We start from the raw sequence: 12732 nt of genomic DNA, 5'->3' as shown, positions 1-12732 counted from the left end.
GTATGTGGAGCTTGCTGTGATGTTAGTAGGAAATCAATTTATAACCCCGCCTTTTATTCATGTAATTCAAAATGATATTCCGGTGATTGCGATGAAATTCCAAGGGGATTAATATGCTGTGAATGCGTTCTTTTGACGTGATTTGATAGTTGAGATCGTAATAACAATACCCCAAGAGTTTGCCGTTTTCAATGACCACAGCACTTTTTTCTTCCAAACGGCGCCCCTTATCGGTCAACAAGGTATTTTTGTCGTCCAATACATAAGGTTGCACGGCTTGCAGCAGCCGGGCATTATAGGAACTGTACAGTTCTGCGCTGTCGTCCGAAAAGGTTTCGGTATTGATCTTTTTATTGTTCTTACTGTTAAATTGTGCGATAAATGGATTTAAATCGCCGTCCACAATGATTTTCTCCGCGAATTTCAACCCTTCATTGGGCGAGTTAAAAGCCATGATGTTCTTTTTGCGCCCGTCGGTTTTCTCGATTGAAAAATAAAGAAATCCCGCCGTATTGGTTTTGATATACAGCGAATACGGATAGATGGTTCTGGGGCTTACGCGATTGTATAGCGGTTTGTTGATCGCAATTTCTTCGGATTCTTTGAGTAGGGCAATTAACTCATTGCCGGTTTTTTCAAAGGTCACCGTATAGGCTTCTTTTTGTATTTTCTTAAAAACGGCGGTTGGACTCGTAAAGTGCTGACCGACTTTCTTTTTGATGTTGGTACTCTTGCCGATATAGATGATTTGACCCTGCTCGTTGTGGATGTAATAAATGCCCGTAGAGGCGGGTAACTGATCGAGTATATCCAGTAATTTAGGGGCAATACCCGTTCTGATGTCGGATTTGATCATCTCTTTGAGGATGCTTTTCTCCAAATCTTTGGACAGCAACAACTGAAAGAGTTTTAGGGTGGCAATGGCATCGCCATTTGCCCGATGACGGTCTGCGATGGGAATGCCCAAAGAGCGCACCAATTTGCCCAAGCTGTATGATTGTTGTTCCGGTATTAGTTTTTTGGACAGTTCGACCGTACAAAGGGTTGGCCGCCGAAATTCGTATCCCAAACGCCGAAATTCGGTGCGTAAAATACGGTAGTCAAAGTCGGAATTATGCGCGACAACCACGCAGTCTTGCGTGATTTCAATAATGCGTTTGGCCACTTCGTAAAACTTGGGTGCCGTACGCAACATCGCGTTGTTGATGCCCGTGAGTTTTACCACAAAGGGCTGTATTTCAATTTCGGGATTGACTAAACTTATAAATTGGTCTATAACCTGAGCACCGTCAAATTTATAAATGGCGATTTCCGTTATTCCCTCTTCGTTAAATTGACCACCAGTGGTTTCAATGTCTAATACGGCGTACAAATTCTTACAAGATTATTTATTAATAATTACGACTGCCAAAAATAGTACTTCCGATTCGTATCATCGTACTGCCGCTGTCGATCGCCGTGATATAATCGTTACTCATCCCTATAGAGAGCTCTTTAAAGCTAGCGTTTTCCAGTGTGTTATACTGAAGCTGTACGCGTTTAAAGATCGCGTTCAAATGATCAAATTCTGCTTTTATTTGGGTTTGATCTTTGGTAAAGGTGGCCATGGCCATCAAACCGACGATGCGGATATTTTTTAATGACTTTAATGCTTCTGAGGCTAAGATTTCATCTAATTCTGTTTCGTCCAAGCCAAATTTTGTGGTTTCGTCTGCGATGTACAACTGCAACAAACAGTCGATAACGCGTTCGTTTCTCTTGGCTTGTTTGTCGATCTCCTGCAGCAGTCTTAAGCTGTCTACAGCGTGAATAAGGCTGACAAAAGGCGCCATGTATTTAACCTTGTTGGTCTGTACGTGACCGATCATGTGCCATTGGATATCGCGGGGCAGTACGGCGTACTTATCAGTCATCTCCTGAATTTTGTTTTCCCCAAAAATTCGTTGACCCGCCTGATAAGCTTCCAAGATATCTTCTACGGGTTTGGTTTTCGAAACCGCAACCAAAGTAACCCCAGTTGGCAATGCCTTTTTAATTTCCAATAAACGGGATGATATTGTCATGATATTCTAAATTTCATAAATGATTAACCCACTTCTAAATTTGGGCTCAATATAAGTACTTTTTGGTGGCATAATCTGATTATTATCCGCAAGTTCTTTTATTTCTGAAACATTGGTGGGATAGAGCATAAATCCGACCTCAAATTCACCGCTATCCACCATTTCTTTAATCGTGATGATCGATTCAGTTCCCGGTACATATTCGATGCGACTGTCGGTGCGCAAATCTTCTACGCCCAAAATGGGGTGTAGGAGTTCGGTGTATAAAACCTGAGCATCCAAACTGCTGAGGACGTCGTCGATTTGACCGTTGTTCTTGAGCTGTAGCGCGTAAAACTCGCCGTCGAGATACATGGCAAACTCCGATTTTTTTGTCGGTTTCCACAGGTGTTGTTTCTTGTTTTTTACGCTGAATTTTTCGCTTAATAACTCGAGGAAATCCGCCTTGCTGTGCTGATTTAAATCGTGTATTAAACGGTTGTACTCGTATATTTTAATGTTGTTTTCGGCGATTAAAAAACTCATAAAGTAATTCAAATGCGGATTGTTGGACGACTGCTCTTCATTGAGCAATAATTCGGCCGAGGCCGAACGATGATGACCGTCTGCGATGTATAAATGCTCAATGGCGGCAAAGGCCTCTACCAGCCATTGTTGATCGGCACGGTCGTCTATTTTCCAAAAGGTGTGTTTCTCCTTGTTAGACGTGCTAAAGTGATACAGCGATTCCCTTTGTTTAAAATCGGCTATCCATTGATTGAGCGCCAGGTTTTCCGGATACATCAGCAATACCGGTTCGGTGTTGAAACGGGTAAAGTGCAGGTAATCCTTAAAGGTGTGGACGCGATATTCCAAGGTATCTTCGTGCTTTTTGATGGCATTGCGCTGATAATCTTCTATAGCGGTACCGGCTAAAATCCCGATGAATTGGTGGTTTTTAGACTCGATTTGGTACAGGTAAAAAACCGGTTTGTCCTCTTTGACAAAGATGCCCTCTTTTTTAAAGTCCAAAAATTTTGTCGCCACGGCCTTGTATCGCTTTTCGATATTTACCTTTTGCTGATTGGCATAGGCCGGATTCAGTATGTGTAAAAAAGAAAAGGGATTAAATTCTAAGGAGTAAGCCAGTTCGGTCGTGCTGTAGTCGTCGTAAGAACGAGTCGTGACTAAACTAACTTTATCTGAAGTAGGTCGCAAGCCTTGAAATGGTGCAATTTTAGCCATTGTAAAGCAGATTATAAGGATGAAAAGTCATCGAACTCGAAAGTCCAATGACTTTTTGTTTTTTTTAAAATGTTTATGCAAACATTTTGGCTACTTTATCAGCCTTTTTACTTTCGCTATAGTCGTAGAAACCCTCTCCGGATTTTACGCCTAATTTGCCGGCCATCACCATATTGACCAATAGGGGACAAGGGGCGTATTTCGGGTTTTTAAAGCCGTCGTGCATCACGTTTAAAATCGATAGACAAACGTCTAATCCGATAAAATCGGCCAATTGTAAAGGTCCCATCGGATGGGCCATACCCAATTTCATCACCGTGTCAATTTCCGGAACTCCCGCAACGCCGTTGTATAGGGTTTCAATCGATTCGTTGATCATAGGCATCAAGATTCTATTGGCTACAAAACCTGGGTAATCGTTAACTTCTACCGGTGTTTTATCCAATTGCTTAGACAAATCCATAATTTGTTCCGTCACCGCATCGGAAGTGTTGTAACCGCGGATGATTTCAACCAATTTCATAATCGGCACCGGATTCATAAAGTGCATACCGATCACGCGTTCCGGATTGGAAACCACAGAGGCGATTTGCGTAATGGAAATCGAAGAGGTATTGGTAGCTAAGATGGTATCCTTGGAACAAACTTGGCTCAATTCCTTAAAGATATTCAATTTTAAAGTGCTGTTTTCCGTAGCGGCTTCCACGACTAAATCGGCGTTGATCACCCCGTCTTTGATGTCGTTATAAGTAATGATATTTTCAATAGTTGCTTTTTTATCGGCTTCGGTAATCGCTCCTTTGGCAATCATACGATCCAAGTTTTTTAATATGGTCGCCATACCCATTTCAATGGATTTTTCGGAGATATCGATTAAAAAAACTTTAAATCCCTTTTGAGCAAAAGTATGGGCAATTCCATTTCCCATAGTTCCCGCGCCTATTACAGCTATATTTTTCATGTGTTGTTATTTTATTGGTTGTTACTAATTCTGCAAGTTACATTTGTTCGTATTGCGCTTTACCGCTCGGCTTACAAACGCCCGAGACTATTTAAAGCAAGCGATGATTTGGTGAGCCAATCGCAAGGCGGCTGCACCGTCTTCCAAAGTCACTACGGGAGTGGTTTGATTGTTGATGGCCTCGGCAAAGGTTTCGAGTTCCTCCAGGATGGCGTTGTTGCTGCCCACTTTGGGATTGTCGTAATAGATTTGCTTTTTTACACCTTCGGCATTTTGAAAAATCAAATCAAAATCTCCAGGAGCGGCTGGTGCTTCTTTCATTTTGACTACCTCGCATACTTTGTCGAGATAATCGACCGAGATATAGGCGTCTTTCTGAAAGAAACGGGTTTTGCGCATGTTTTTCATCGAAATTCTGCTGGCGGTGATATTGGCTACACAGCCGTTTTCGAATTCGACCCGAGCATTGGCGATATCCGGAGACTCGCTTAAGATCGATACCCCACTGGCGCTGACGAATTTCACCGGCGAATTGACCACGCTTAAGATCACGTCCAAATCGTGAATCATCAAGTCTAAAACCACGGGTACATCGGTACCACGCGGATTGAACTCGGCCAGTCTGTGGGTTTCTATAAACATGGGTTGTTCAATCTTTCCCTTAATCGCTTGAAAAGCGGGATTAAAGCGCTCCACATGGCCCACCTGACCCTGAACGCCGTATTGTTTGGCCAAGGCGATGAGTTCTTCCGCTTCTGCCACGGTGTTGGTAATGGGTTTTTCAAGAAAGACGTGCTTGCCTTGTTGAATGGCTGCTTTGGCACAGTCAAAATGCGAAAGGGTAGGTGTTACGATATCGATCACATCTACGGCGGCTATTAATTCGGCTATGCTATCAAAAGTTCGATAGCCAAATTCTGCGGCTACTTTTGCTGCATTTTCTTGAAAAGGGTCGTAAAACCCTACTAATTCGTATTTATCCGATTGATTCAGTAGACGAAGGTGAATTTTACCCAAGTGTCCTGCTCCCAATACCCCAATTTTCAACATAAAAATTCAATTTGGAACAAAAATAAAACATATTTACTTAATCCCTAAGATTTAAAGTCTAAAGTTTTGTAGTATCTTTATTCTACTTGGGTTTTAAGCTGTTTTTATACTGAAATATTGCGTAATTTTACCCAAATTAATACATGCAATAGTGAGAGATTCTGCCAAACATCAAGGTCTTCGAAATCAATTAGTAGACGTTTTACAACGAAAGGGAATTACCGACAAAAATGTGCTTCAAGCGATTAAATCCATACCGCGACATCTTTTTTTGGATTCGAGTTTTGAGGATTTTGCCTATCAAGATACCGCATTCCCAATTGGTGCAGGACAAACGATTTCGCAGCCTTATACGGTAGCTTTTCAGTCGCAATTGTTGGAATTGAGCAAAGACGATAAGGTTTTGGAAATCGGCACGGGTTCGGGCTATCAGACGGCGGTATTATTCGCGATGGGCGCTCGGGTATTCAGTGTGGAAAGACAAAACGAATTGTATAAGAAAACCGCGCAATTACTGCCTAAACTCGGCGTTAGAGCACGGCATTTAACCTTTGGCGACGGCTATAAGGGATTGCCCAATTTTGCGCCTTTTGATTCGATTATCGTTACGGCAGGTGCCCCTTTTATACCGCAGCCCTTAATGGCACAACTCAAAATTGGCGGGCGCTTGGTTATACCCGTGGGTGAAGAGGTGCAAATCATGACGCTGTTGATTCGCCGCTCGGAAACCCAATTTGAAAAACACGAATTTGGCGATTTTCGCTTTGTGCCCATGTTGGGCGATAAAAATTAAATAAAAAAAGCGCCTTGAAAGATTTCAAGGCGCTTTTTTTTGGCTTTTTAAGCTGGCGAATTGCGGTATTGATACTCAGAGTGGCGATTACCTCTTGGCAATCGCCTGGGCGCTAAAACGCCTTTTTTACCCGGTCCAAATCGCGTTGGTTGTCGCGGTCTTTTATGCTGTCTCGCTTGTCGTAATTCTTCTTACCCTTACACAGTCCGATCTCCAATTTGGCCAATCCCTTTTCGTTGGTGAATAGGCGTAGCGGAATAATGGTTAAACCCTTGTTTTGAACGCTTTTTAAAAGGCTTTTAAGCTCTTTCTTGTTCAGGAGTAGCTTGCGCTCGGTTTTGGCTTTGTGATTGAAGTGCTTGCTAAAGGCGTACTCTTCTATATGGGTGTTGATGGCGAATAACTCGTGACCTTGAAATTCGCAAAAACTTTCTGTAATTCCAGCCTTGCCCAGTCTGATCGATTTGATCTCACTTCCGGCTAAAACCATTCCAGCAGTATATTTTTCGAGTATTTCGTAATCGTATCTCGCTCGTTTGTTTAAAATGTTTACTGATTTTTGCATAAAACAAATGTACTAAAAAAAAGAAATATAATATACGGTTAAGTGTATTTGTGCGGATTTGTTTATTTGCGGATTCGCGGATTCGCCAGTTTGCGTAAAGTAAATCGATTTTGGTAATAATTTGGTTTTTCATCTCCACTGCAGACCCAATCAAATCGGCGAATGGACGCATCAGCGAATCAGTTTTTTTTATGCAAGTTCGATGATTTGCGGATTCGATGATTCACCAGTTTGCGTAAAGCATAACGTTTTTTCGGCTAGAAAATAATTTTGAATTCAACGCGAATGGACGCATCAGCAAATCCGCCCTTTTTCAATTTCCACAGTTTTTCGTCTTCACCCCATAGATAGTAGAGCAAAAAAAAAACAGACCGAGAAAACTCGATCTGTTTTGTGGGGAGAGCAGGATTCGAACCTGCGAAGTTTTCACAACGGATTTACAGTCCGTCCTCGTTGGCCGCTTGAGTATCTCCCCAGTAAGCGACTTGCTTATTTTTGTTTGTTTCAACGGTGCAAATATAGAGCTGTTTTTCGAATCTGCAAGGGTTGCGAGCATTTTTTTTCGAAATATTTCCAAACTTTTTTATAAGTATTTGAAGATGACATTTATATGCTTTATATTTTTTTTGCTTTTTTTAAACCAAACTAGAATTGTCTTATCGTTTGTCGAATCGCCACTAATTTTTTCATCAAATCTTCGAAATAATCCAAGTGCAGCATATTGGCTCCATCGCTTTTGGCGTGTGCAGGATCAAAGTGCGTTTCTATGAATATACCGTCTACACCTACAGCGATTCCCGCCTTGGCTACCGTTTCGATTAAATCGGGTCTTCCTCCGGTTACGCCCGAAGACTGATTGGGTTGTTGCAGCGAATGGGTGATGTCCAAAACCGTAGTAGCGTATTGCTGCATCGTCGGGATGCCGCGGAAATCCACAATCATATCCTGGTAACCAAACATGGTGCCGCGATCGGTAATCATCACGTTTTCGTTTTGGCAATCCAACACTTTTTGTACGGCGTGCTTCATACTTTCGGGGCTCATAAACTGTCCCTTCTTCAAATTGACGGTTTTTCCCGTTTTGGCCGCTGCGACTACCAAGTCGGTTTGCCGTACTAAGAAAGCGGGTATCTGAAGTACGTCTACGTATTGTGCAGCCATAGCGGCATCGGAATTTTCGTGTATATCCGTTACGGTAGGTACCTTAAAGGCTTCCCCCACTTTTTGGATGATTTTGAGGGCTTTTTCGTCGCCTATACCCGTAAAACTATCGATTCTCGAGCGGTTGGCCTTTTTGAATGAGCCCTTAAAGACGAAGGGAATTTTTAAATCGTCGGTAATCCGAACCAGGCGTTCGGCAATTTTAAAGGCCATTTCTTCGCCTTCGATAGCGCAAGGTCCTGCCAATAGGAAAAAATTACCGCTGTCTGTATGTTTTATTAAAGGGATGTTATTGATGTCCATTTTATATCGTTTTGTACTATCAAAGATAGTGAATTTTAAATTATTTTTTCGGATTTTTAGTCTGTATAAAATAGGCGACACAGGCCGAGGTTACCACGCCTAGCGACAGGTTGTTGAAGGCGCCTTGTTTGAGGTAGTTGTCAAAGGAAAAGTACGTTTGAGCCGATTCCAACGACATGCTTCCCTTTTCGATGACTACAGCCAATAAATTGTCGAAAAAATCAGGTGAAATTTGGGTATACGTAATGTATTGAACCAAGGGGAAGAAGATGGTGATCATCAGCGTGAGTATCATCCCGGAAAAAAAAGCTTGCTTCCACGAGATTACCGAGTGAAAAAAATGCTTTTTCTTCTCACTCAGGGCGATGATAAAAACCGCAATCAACACCAGTGAAAAAAGATTGGTAAACAAGATTTGAATGCCTATTTTCTCGTCGTGGTAGCCCAGGTTTTTTTCCAAATACATCCAAGCTATGGCCAAAACCGTACTAATAGCTGCCCATTTGAATTCAATTGAATAGTTTTTCATGGTAAGTTCATTTTTAAAAAATCAAAATTAAACTAATTATCCCGGTATAAAAAAATAATGTTATAATGTATTATTGAAGTAAAATTGATTATATTTAAAGGAATAAAAAAAGAAATTAAACCTGATATTATCATTCTAAGAGAAGAAAACTTAAAATTATACAAATGAAGAAATTAATTTTAATAAGACATGCAAAGTCCAGTTGGAACACCCCCGTTCAGGATCATGATCGGCCTTTGTCTAAGAAAGGTATTAATGATGCGCATAAGGTTTCGGATGTTCTGGTAAGTCAATTGCCCAAAACGGCTATAATATGGACCAGCACGGCAAAGCGGGCGCGAGAGACCGCGGTAATTTTTGCTCAAAATTTTTTAATCCCCTTGGAATCCCTGATTCAAATGCCCGATTTATACACTTTTGAGTCGTCCGAATTGGAAAAAATCATAAAAAGTTGTGAAAACCGTCATGCTAACCTAATTCTTTTTGGGCACAATGATGCTATAACGAAATTTGTTAATAAATTTGGAGACCTTTCGATAGAAAATGTCCCCACCACTGGTGTTGTTGAGATCGATTTCGATACCGACGATTGGAACCAAATCTCGAAAGGTAAAATTGTGCAAACTATTTTCCCAAGAGATTTACAAATATGAGTCCGAAACCTATAAAGTTTAGATATTTAGATCGAGAAAAGAGCTGGTTGGCTTTTAATGAAAGAGTGCTACAGGAAGCGGGAGATTCATCGGTGCCCTTATTAGACCGGCTTCGATTTTTAGGAATATTTTCCAATAATTTAGACGAGTTTTTCCGTGTGCGCTATGCCGCAGTTCGCCGATTTACCCTTACAGGAAATGCGCATAAAAAGCTCGAAAGTGGTATTACTGCTCAGGATTTAATTGCGCAGATTACTAAAATCGTGATTAACCAGCAAACGGAGAGCTTGCGCATTCTCAAAGAGATTGAAGACAAGCTTCAGCATCACGGCATCTTTATTTTAGACGAAACTCAAATCAATAAGGAACAGCAGAATTTTGTCAAGGAGTTCTTTTTACACCAAGTCAGTCCCGATTTGGTGACCATCATATTAAACGACTTGGCCGAATTTCCATTGCTCAAAGATACCTCGGGGTATTTGGCCGTAAAATTGGTGATGAAACAGCCTTCGGAGATCAATCCGTTGAAGCGCGAAATTCGCTATGCCATAGTGGAGATCCCCAATACGATCAACCGCTTTGTCGAATTACCCTCACAGGACAATCAAAAGAACATCATCCTATTAGACGATATCATTCGCTTTAATCTGCATCATATTTTTAGTATTTTTAATTACGAAAGCATTTCGGCCCACATGATTAAAATTACTCGAGATGCCGAATTGGATTTCGATACCGATTTGCACAAGTCGTTTGTCGAGAAAATTTGGACTAGTGTTCGCGATCGTAGAGATGGGGAGTTGGTGCGTTTTGTCTACGACCAATCGATGGACAACGATACCCTTGTTTTTTTGTTGGGTCGTGTAAAAATCGAAGCGATAGACAGCATCATACCAGGAGGTCGCTACCACAACAGAAGGGATTATGTCAATTTTCCCACCTTGGGCAGGACCGATTTAATTTCGCAAAGCGACGCGCCACTACCAGTGCCGGGATTGAGTTTTGAAGGCAGTGTGCTCGACGAAATCCAAAGGCGAGACTTTATGATTCACACGCCGTATCAGTCCTTTTCCTATATAGTGCGCTTTTTGAGAGAAGCCGCTTTGGACCCCAGGGTGTTGTCGATAAAAATTACCCTGTACCGATTGGCTAAGAATTCTCAGGTCATCAGTTCGCTAATCAATGCCGCTAAAAACGGCAAAAAGGTCATTGTACAAATTGAATTGCAAGCGCGTTTTGACGAGGTGAGCAATATTTATTATGCCGAATTGATGCAAACCGAAGGCATACAGCTGATCTTTGGCGTTAGAGGGCTAAAAGTGCATTCGAAGATCTGTGTCATCGAGCGTATGGAAAACAAAAAAGTCAAGCGTTATGGATTTATATCGACGGGAAATTTCAACGAGAGTACTGCCAAAATCTATACCGATGTGACCTTGCTCACCAGTCATTCTCAAATTTTAAAGGACGTGTCGAAGATATTCGACTTTTTACAGGTGAGTTATCGGGTGCACAAATACAAGCACCTGTTGGTATCGCCTCATTATACCCGTTCAAAATTCTATAAGTTAATCGAACGGGAAACCAAAAATGCCCAATTGGGAAAAGAGGCCTATATAAAATTAAAGATGAACAGCCTTTCCGATATCAAAATGATCGACCGCCTCTATGAAGCGAGTAACGCCGGGGTTAAGATTCAATTAATCGTAAGGGGGATTTGCTGTCTGATTCCGGGAATACCGGGGATGAGTGAGAATATCGAAGCGATCAGTATAGTCGATAAGTACTTGGAGCACTCGCGCATCTATATATTTGGCAACGAAGGCAATCCGGATATTTATATCTCTTCGGCCGATTTTATGACGCGTAACTTAGACGACCGCGTCGAAGTGACCTGTCCGATTTACGACGTTCACATCAAAAAAGAGTTGCTTGATACCTTTGCCATAGGTTGGAAGGGCAATATTAAAGCGCGGATACACTCGGAAGATTTGTCCAATGAATACCGACACGAAGGCACATCGGCCTTTCAGGCACAGACGCAGACTTATAGATATTTTAGAGACCAATTAGATGTAAATTTAGACTAGTGCTATGTTAAAAATAAAGAGGTACGCAGCCATCGACATCGGTTCGAATGCCATGCGCTTATTGATTATGAATATTATTGAGGAGGAGGGGAAGCCGACTATTTTTAGCAAGAGCTCCCTGATCCGCGTACCGATTCGCTTGGGCCAAGATGCCTTTACCGTAGGGGAAATCTCAGAAGAGAGCATTTCTCGTATGGTCGATGCGATGAAGGCCTTCAAATTGCTGATGCGCGTCTATAAAGTCGAACGCTTTATGGCCTGTGCTACGTCGGCGATGCGCGAAGCGTATAACAGTCAGGAAATCGTCGATTTGATCCGGGAAGAAACCGGCATTAAAATCGCGATTATCGACGGAAAAAAGGAGGCGAGTATCATCGCTTCTTCGGATTTAAAAGCGTTTATCGCCTTGGAAAAAACGGTGCTTTATGTCGATGTTGGCGGTGGAAGCACAGAGTTTACCTTGTTTACCAATGGAAAAGCATCGGTGTCCAAATCGTTTAAAAACGGAACGGTGCGTTTAATCAACAATATGGTGACCGATTCGGTGTGGGAGGAGATTGAAAAATGGCTCAAACAGCAAACCGAAGCGCATAAAGACATCTTGCTGATCGGTTCGGGAGGGAATATCAACAAGATTTTTAAAATGTCGCGCAAAGCTCAAGACAAGCCCTTGGGATATTTATACCTCACCACCCAGTTGAATTTGTTGAAATCTTTGACCTATGAGCAGCGCATCGCCACCTTGGGATTAAATCCCGATCGCGCCGATGTCATTATACCAGCTTTGAAGATTTACGTCAATGCGATGAAATGGAGTGGAGCCAAGCAGATTTACGTGCCCAAAATCGGTTTGTCCGACGGGGTCGTTAAGGCGATTTACTTCAATAGTATTCCCTTGGATTACCAAGATATGTAGTTTTATAACTAACCCTAATCGCAAAAAACGGCGAGGAGCTTAAACGAGTTTCTCGTCGTTTTTTGTTTTTTATATTCGGCTAGTGAAAACAAGTGCTTTTTTTACTTCTATTAAACTATTAAGCGAGGAAATTTTCTATATAAATATGGTCTAGAGTAAGTCAAATGTATTTTGTGAATACAAAAAAGCATTTTAATTTATGCAGTCAACAGTAGGTGAATAGGGAACGTGCAGCATTTAGTTTGTTTTAGTGAAATTGTGGAATAACTCTTCATTTCAGTGGCAAAATGTGTTTTCCCATTGATTGTAGGGAGCTGATGCTGCACTTTGGCGACGGTGACTGCGCCTTTGCCTAAGGAGTAGGACACGGCAGTCTCGGCGGTCGATTGGGCTTGTGATACGATAAAAGAGACTATATTTGCCT

General features: G+C 41.8%; 12 protein-coding genes and 1 tRNA gene. 4 read left to right on the top strand and 9 right to left on the bottom strand.

Going from position 1 to position 12732, the window contains the following annotated elements:
• Positions 1 to 22: 22 nt before the first annotated feature.
• The 5 genes from ACQZ43_RS12820 to ACQZ43_RS12800 all read right to left on the bottom strand — a co-directional run bounded on the left by ACQZ43_RS12820 (position 23) and on the right by ACQZ43_RS12800 (position 5298).
• Positions 23 to 1372 carry an exonuclease domain-containing protein gene (locus ACQZ43_RS12820; protein WP_430613074.1) on the bottom strand — a complete coding sequence of 450 codons (1350 nt, stop codon included), beginning with the start codon at positions 1370 to 1372 and terminating at the stop codon, positions 23 to 25.
• Between the two features lie 19 nt (positions 1373 to 1391).
• Complete coding sequence (locus ACQZ43_RS12815; RefSeq protein ID WP_430613073.1) at positions 1392 to 2063, bottom strand: YggS family pyridoxal phosphate-dependent enzyme; 672 nt, start codon at positions 2061 to 2063, stop codon at positions 1392 to 1394.
• Positions 2064 to 2069: 6 nt separating this feature from the next.
• Entirely contained in the window at positions 2070 to 3287 is a 1218-nt protein-coding gene (locus ACQZ43_RS12810) for a DUF1015 domain-containing protein (protein ID WP_430613072.1), read from the bottom strand.
• Between the two features lie 73 nt (positions 3288 to 3360).
• Positions 3361 to 4248: a 3-hydroxyacyl-CoA dehydrogenase family protein gene (locus ACQZ43_RS12805; protein ID WP_430613071.1), complete on the bottom strand. Its 888-nt coding sequence runs from the start codon at positions 4246 to 4248 to the stop codon at positions 3361 to 3363.
• 87 nt (positions 4249 to 4335) lie between these two features.
• Positions 4336 to 5298 (bottom strand): Gfo/Idh/MocA family protein, encoded by a 963-nt coding sequence (locus ACQZ43_RS12800; protein WP_430613070.1) that lies wholly within the window; start codon positions 5296 to 5298, stop codon positions 4336 to 4338.
• Positions 5299 to 5449: 151 nt separating this feature from the next.
• Here ACQZ43_RS12800 and ACQZ43_RS12795 point away from each other — a divergent pair, with 151 nt between their 5' ends.
• Entirely contained in the window at positions 5450 to 6091 is a 642-nt protein-coding gene (locus ACQZ43_RS12795; protein ID WP_430613069.1) for a protein-L-isoaspartate(D-aspartate) O-methyltransferase, read from the top strand.
• Positions 6092 to 6203: 112 nt separating this feature from the next.
• Here the strand turns inward: ACQZ43_RS12795 and smpB are convergent, their stop codons facing one another.
• The 4 genes from smpB to ACQZ43_RS12775 form a co-directional block, all read right to left on the bottom strand.
• Positions 6204 to 6656, bottom strand: a complete 453-nt coding sequence (gene smpB, locus ACQZ43_RS12790; protein WP_430613068.1) for an SsrA-binding protein SmpB — start codon at positions 6654 to 6656, stop codon at positions 6204 to 6206.
• A gap of 394 nt (positions 6657 to 7050) precedes the next feature.
• Positions 7051 to 7131: transfer RNA gene (locus ACQZ43_RS12785), tRNA-Tyr, on the bottom strand.
• A 170-nt stretch (positions 7132 to 7301) separates the two neighbouring features.
• On the bottom strand, positions 7302 to 8120 hold the full coding sequence (gene kdsA / locus ACQZ43_RS12780) for a 3-deoxy-8-phosphooctulonate synthase (RefSeq protein WP_430613067.1): 819 nt from the start codon (positions 8118 to 8120) through the stop codon (positions 7302 to 7304).
• 40 nt (positions 8121 to 8160) lie between these two features.
• Positions 8161 to 8649, bottom strand: a complete 489-nt coding sequence (locus ACQZ43_RS12775; RefSeq protein ID WP_430613066.1) for a DUF4199 domain-containing protein — start codon at positions 8647 to 8649, stop codon at positions 8161 to 8163.
• A 164-nt stretch (positions 8650 to 8813) separates the two neighbouring features.
• Between ACQZ43_RS12775 and ACQZ43_RS12770 the strand changes: the two genes are divergently transcribed.
• The 3 genes from ACQZ43_RS12770 to ACQZ43_RS12760 are packed head-to-tail and all read left to right on the top strand — an operon-like array spanning position 8814 to position 12308.
• Positions 8814 to 9302: a SixA phosphatase family protein gene (locus ACQZ43_RS12770; RefSeq protein WP_430613065.1), complete on the top strand. Its 489-nt coding sequence runs from the start codon at positions 8814 to 8816 to the stop codon at positions 9300 to 9302.
• A complete protein-coding gene (ppk1, locus tag ACQZ43_RS12765; protein WP_430613064.1) occupies positions 9299 to 11392 on the top strand; it encodes a polyphosphate kinase 1 in 2094 nt (697 codons plus the stop codon). The genes ACQZ43_RS12770 and ppk1 overlap by 4 nt, the downstream gene beginning before the upstream one ends.
• A 4-nt stretch (positions 11393 to 11396) precedes the next feature.
• Positions 11397 to 12308, top strand: coding sequence for a Ppx/GppA phosphatase family protein (locus ACQZ43_RS12760; protein ID WP_430613063.1), 912 nt, complete (start codon positions 11397 to 11399; stop codon positions 12306 to 12308).
• Positions 12309 to 12732: the final 424 nt, after the last annotated feature.

Source organism: Flavobacterium sp. JP2137 (assembly GCF_050562195.1).
GTDB lineage: Bacteria > Bacteroidota > Bacteroidia > Flavobacteriales > Flavobacteriaceae > Flavobacterium.
Note: the sequence above shows the minus strand (reverse complement) of the source record. Positions and strands in the feature narration are given on the sequence as shown.

Coding starts and splice junctions, on each gene's coding strand:
- ppk1 (WP_430613064.1), top strand. CDS start 9,299: ATGAGTCCGAAACCTATAAAGTTTAGATATTTAGATCGAGAAAAGAGC.
- ACQZ43_RS12810 (WP_430613072.1), bottom strand. CDS start 3,287: ATGGCTAAAATTGCACCATTTCAAGGCTTGCGACCTACTTCAGATAAA.
- kdsA (WP_430613067.1), bottom strand. CDS start 8,120: ATGGACATCAATAACATCCCTTTAATAAAACATACAGACAGCGGTAAT.
- ACQZ43_RS12770 (WP_430613065.1), top strand. CDS start 8,814: ATGAAGAAATTAATTTTAATAAGACATGCAAAGTCCAGTTGGAACACC.
- ACQZ43_RS12805 (WP_430613071.1), bottom strand. CDS start 4,248: ATGAAAAATATAGCTGTAATAGGCGCGGGAACTATGGGAAATGGAATT.
- smpB (WP_430613068.1), bottom strand. CDS start 6,656: ATGCAAAAATCAGTAAACATTTTAAACAAACGAGCGAGATACGATTAC.
- ACQZ43_RS12800 (WP_430613070.1), bottom strand. CDS start 5,298: ATGTTGAAAATTGGGGTATTGGGAGCAGGACACTTGGGTAAAATTCAC.
- ACQZ43_RS12815 (WP_430613073.1), bottom strand. CDS start 2,063: ATGACAATATCATCCCGTTTATTGGAAATTAAAAAGGCATTGCCAACT.
- ACQZ43_RS12775 (WP_430613066.1), bottom strand. CDS start 8,649: ATGAAAAACTATTCAATTGAATTCAAATGGGCAGCTATTAGTACGGTT.
- ACQZ43_RS12760 (WP_430613063.1), top strand. CDS start 11,397: ATGTTAAAAATAAAGAGGTACGCAGCCATCGACATCGGTTCGAATGCC.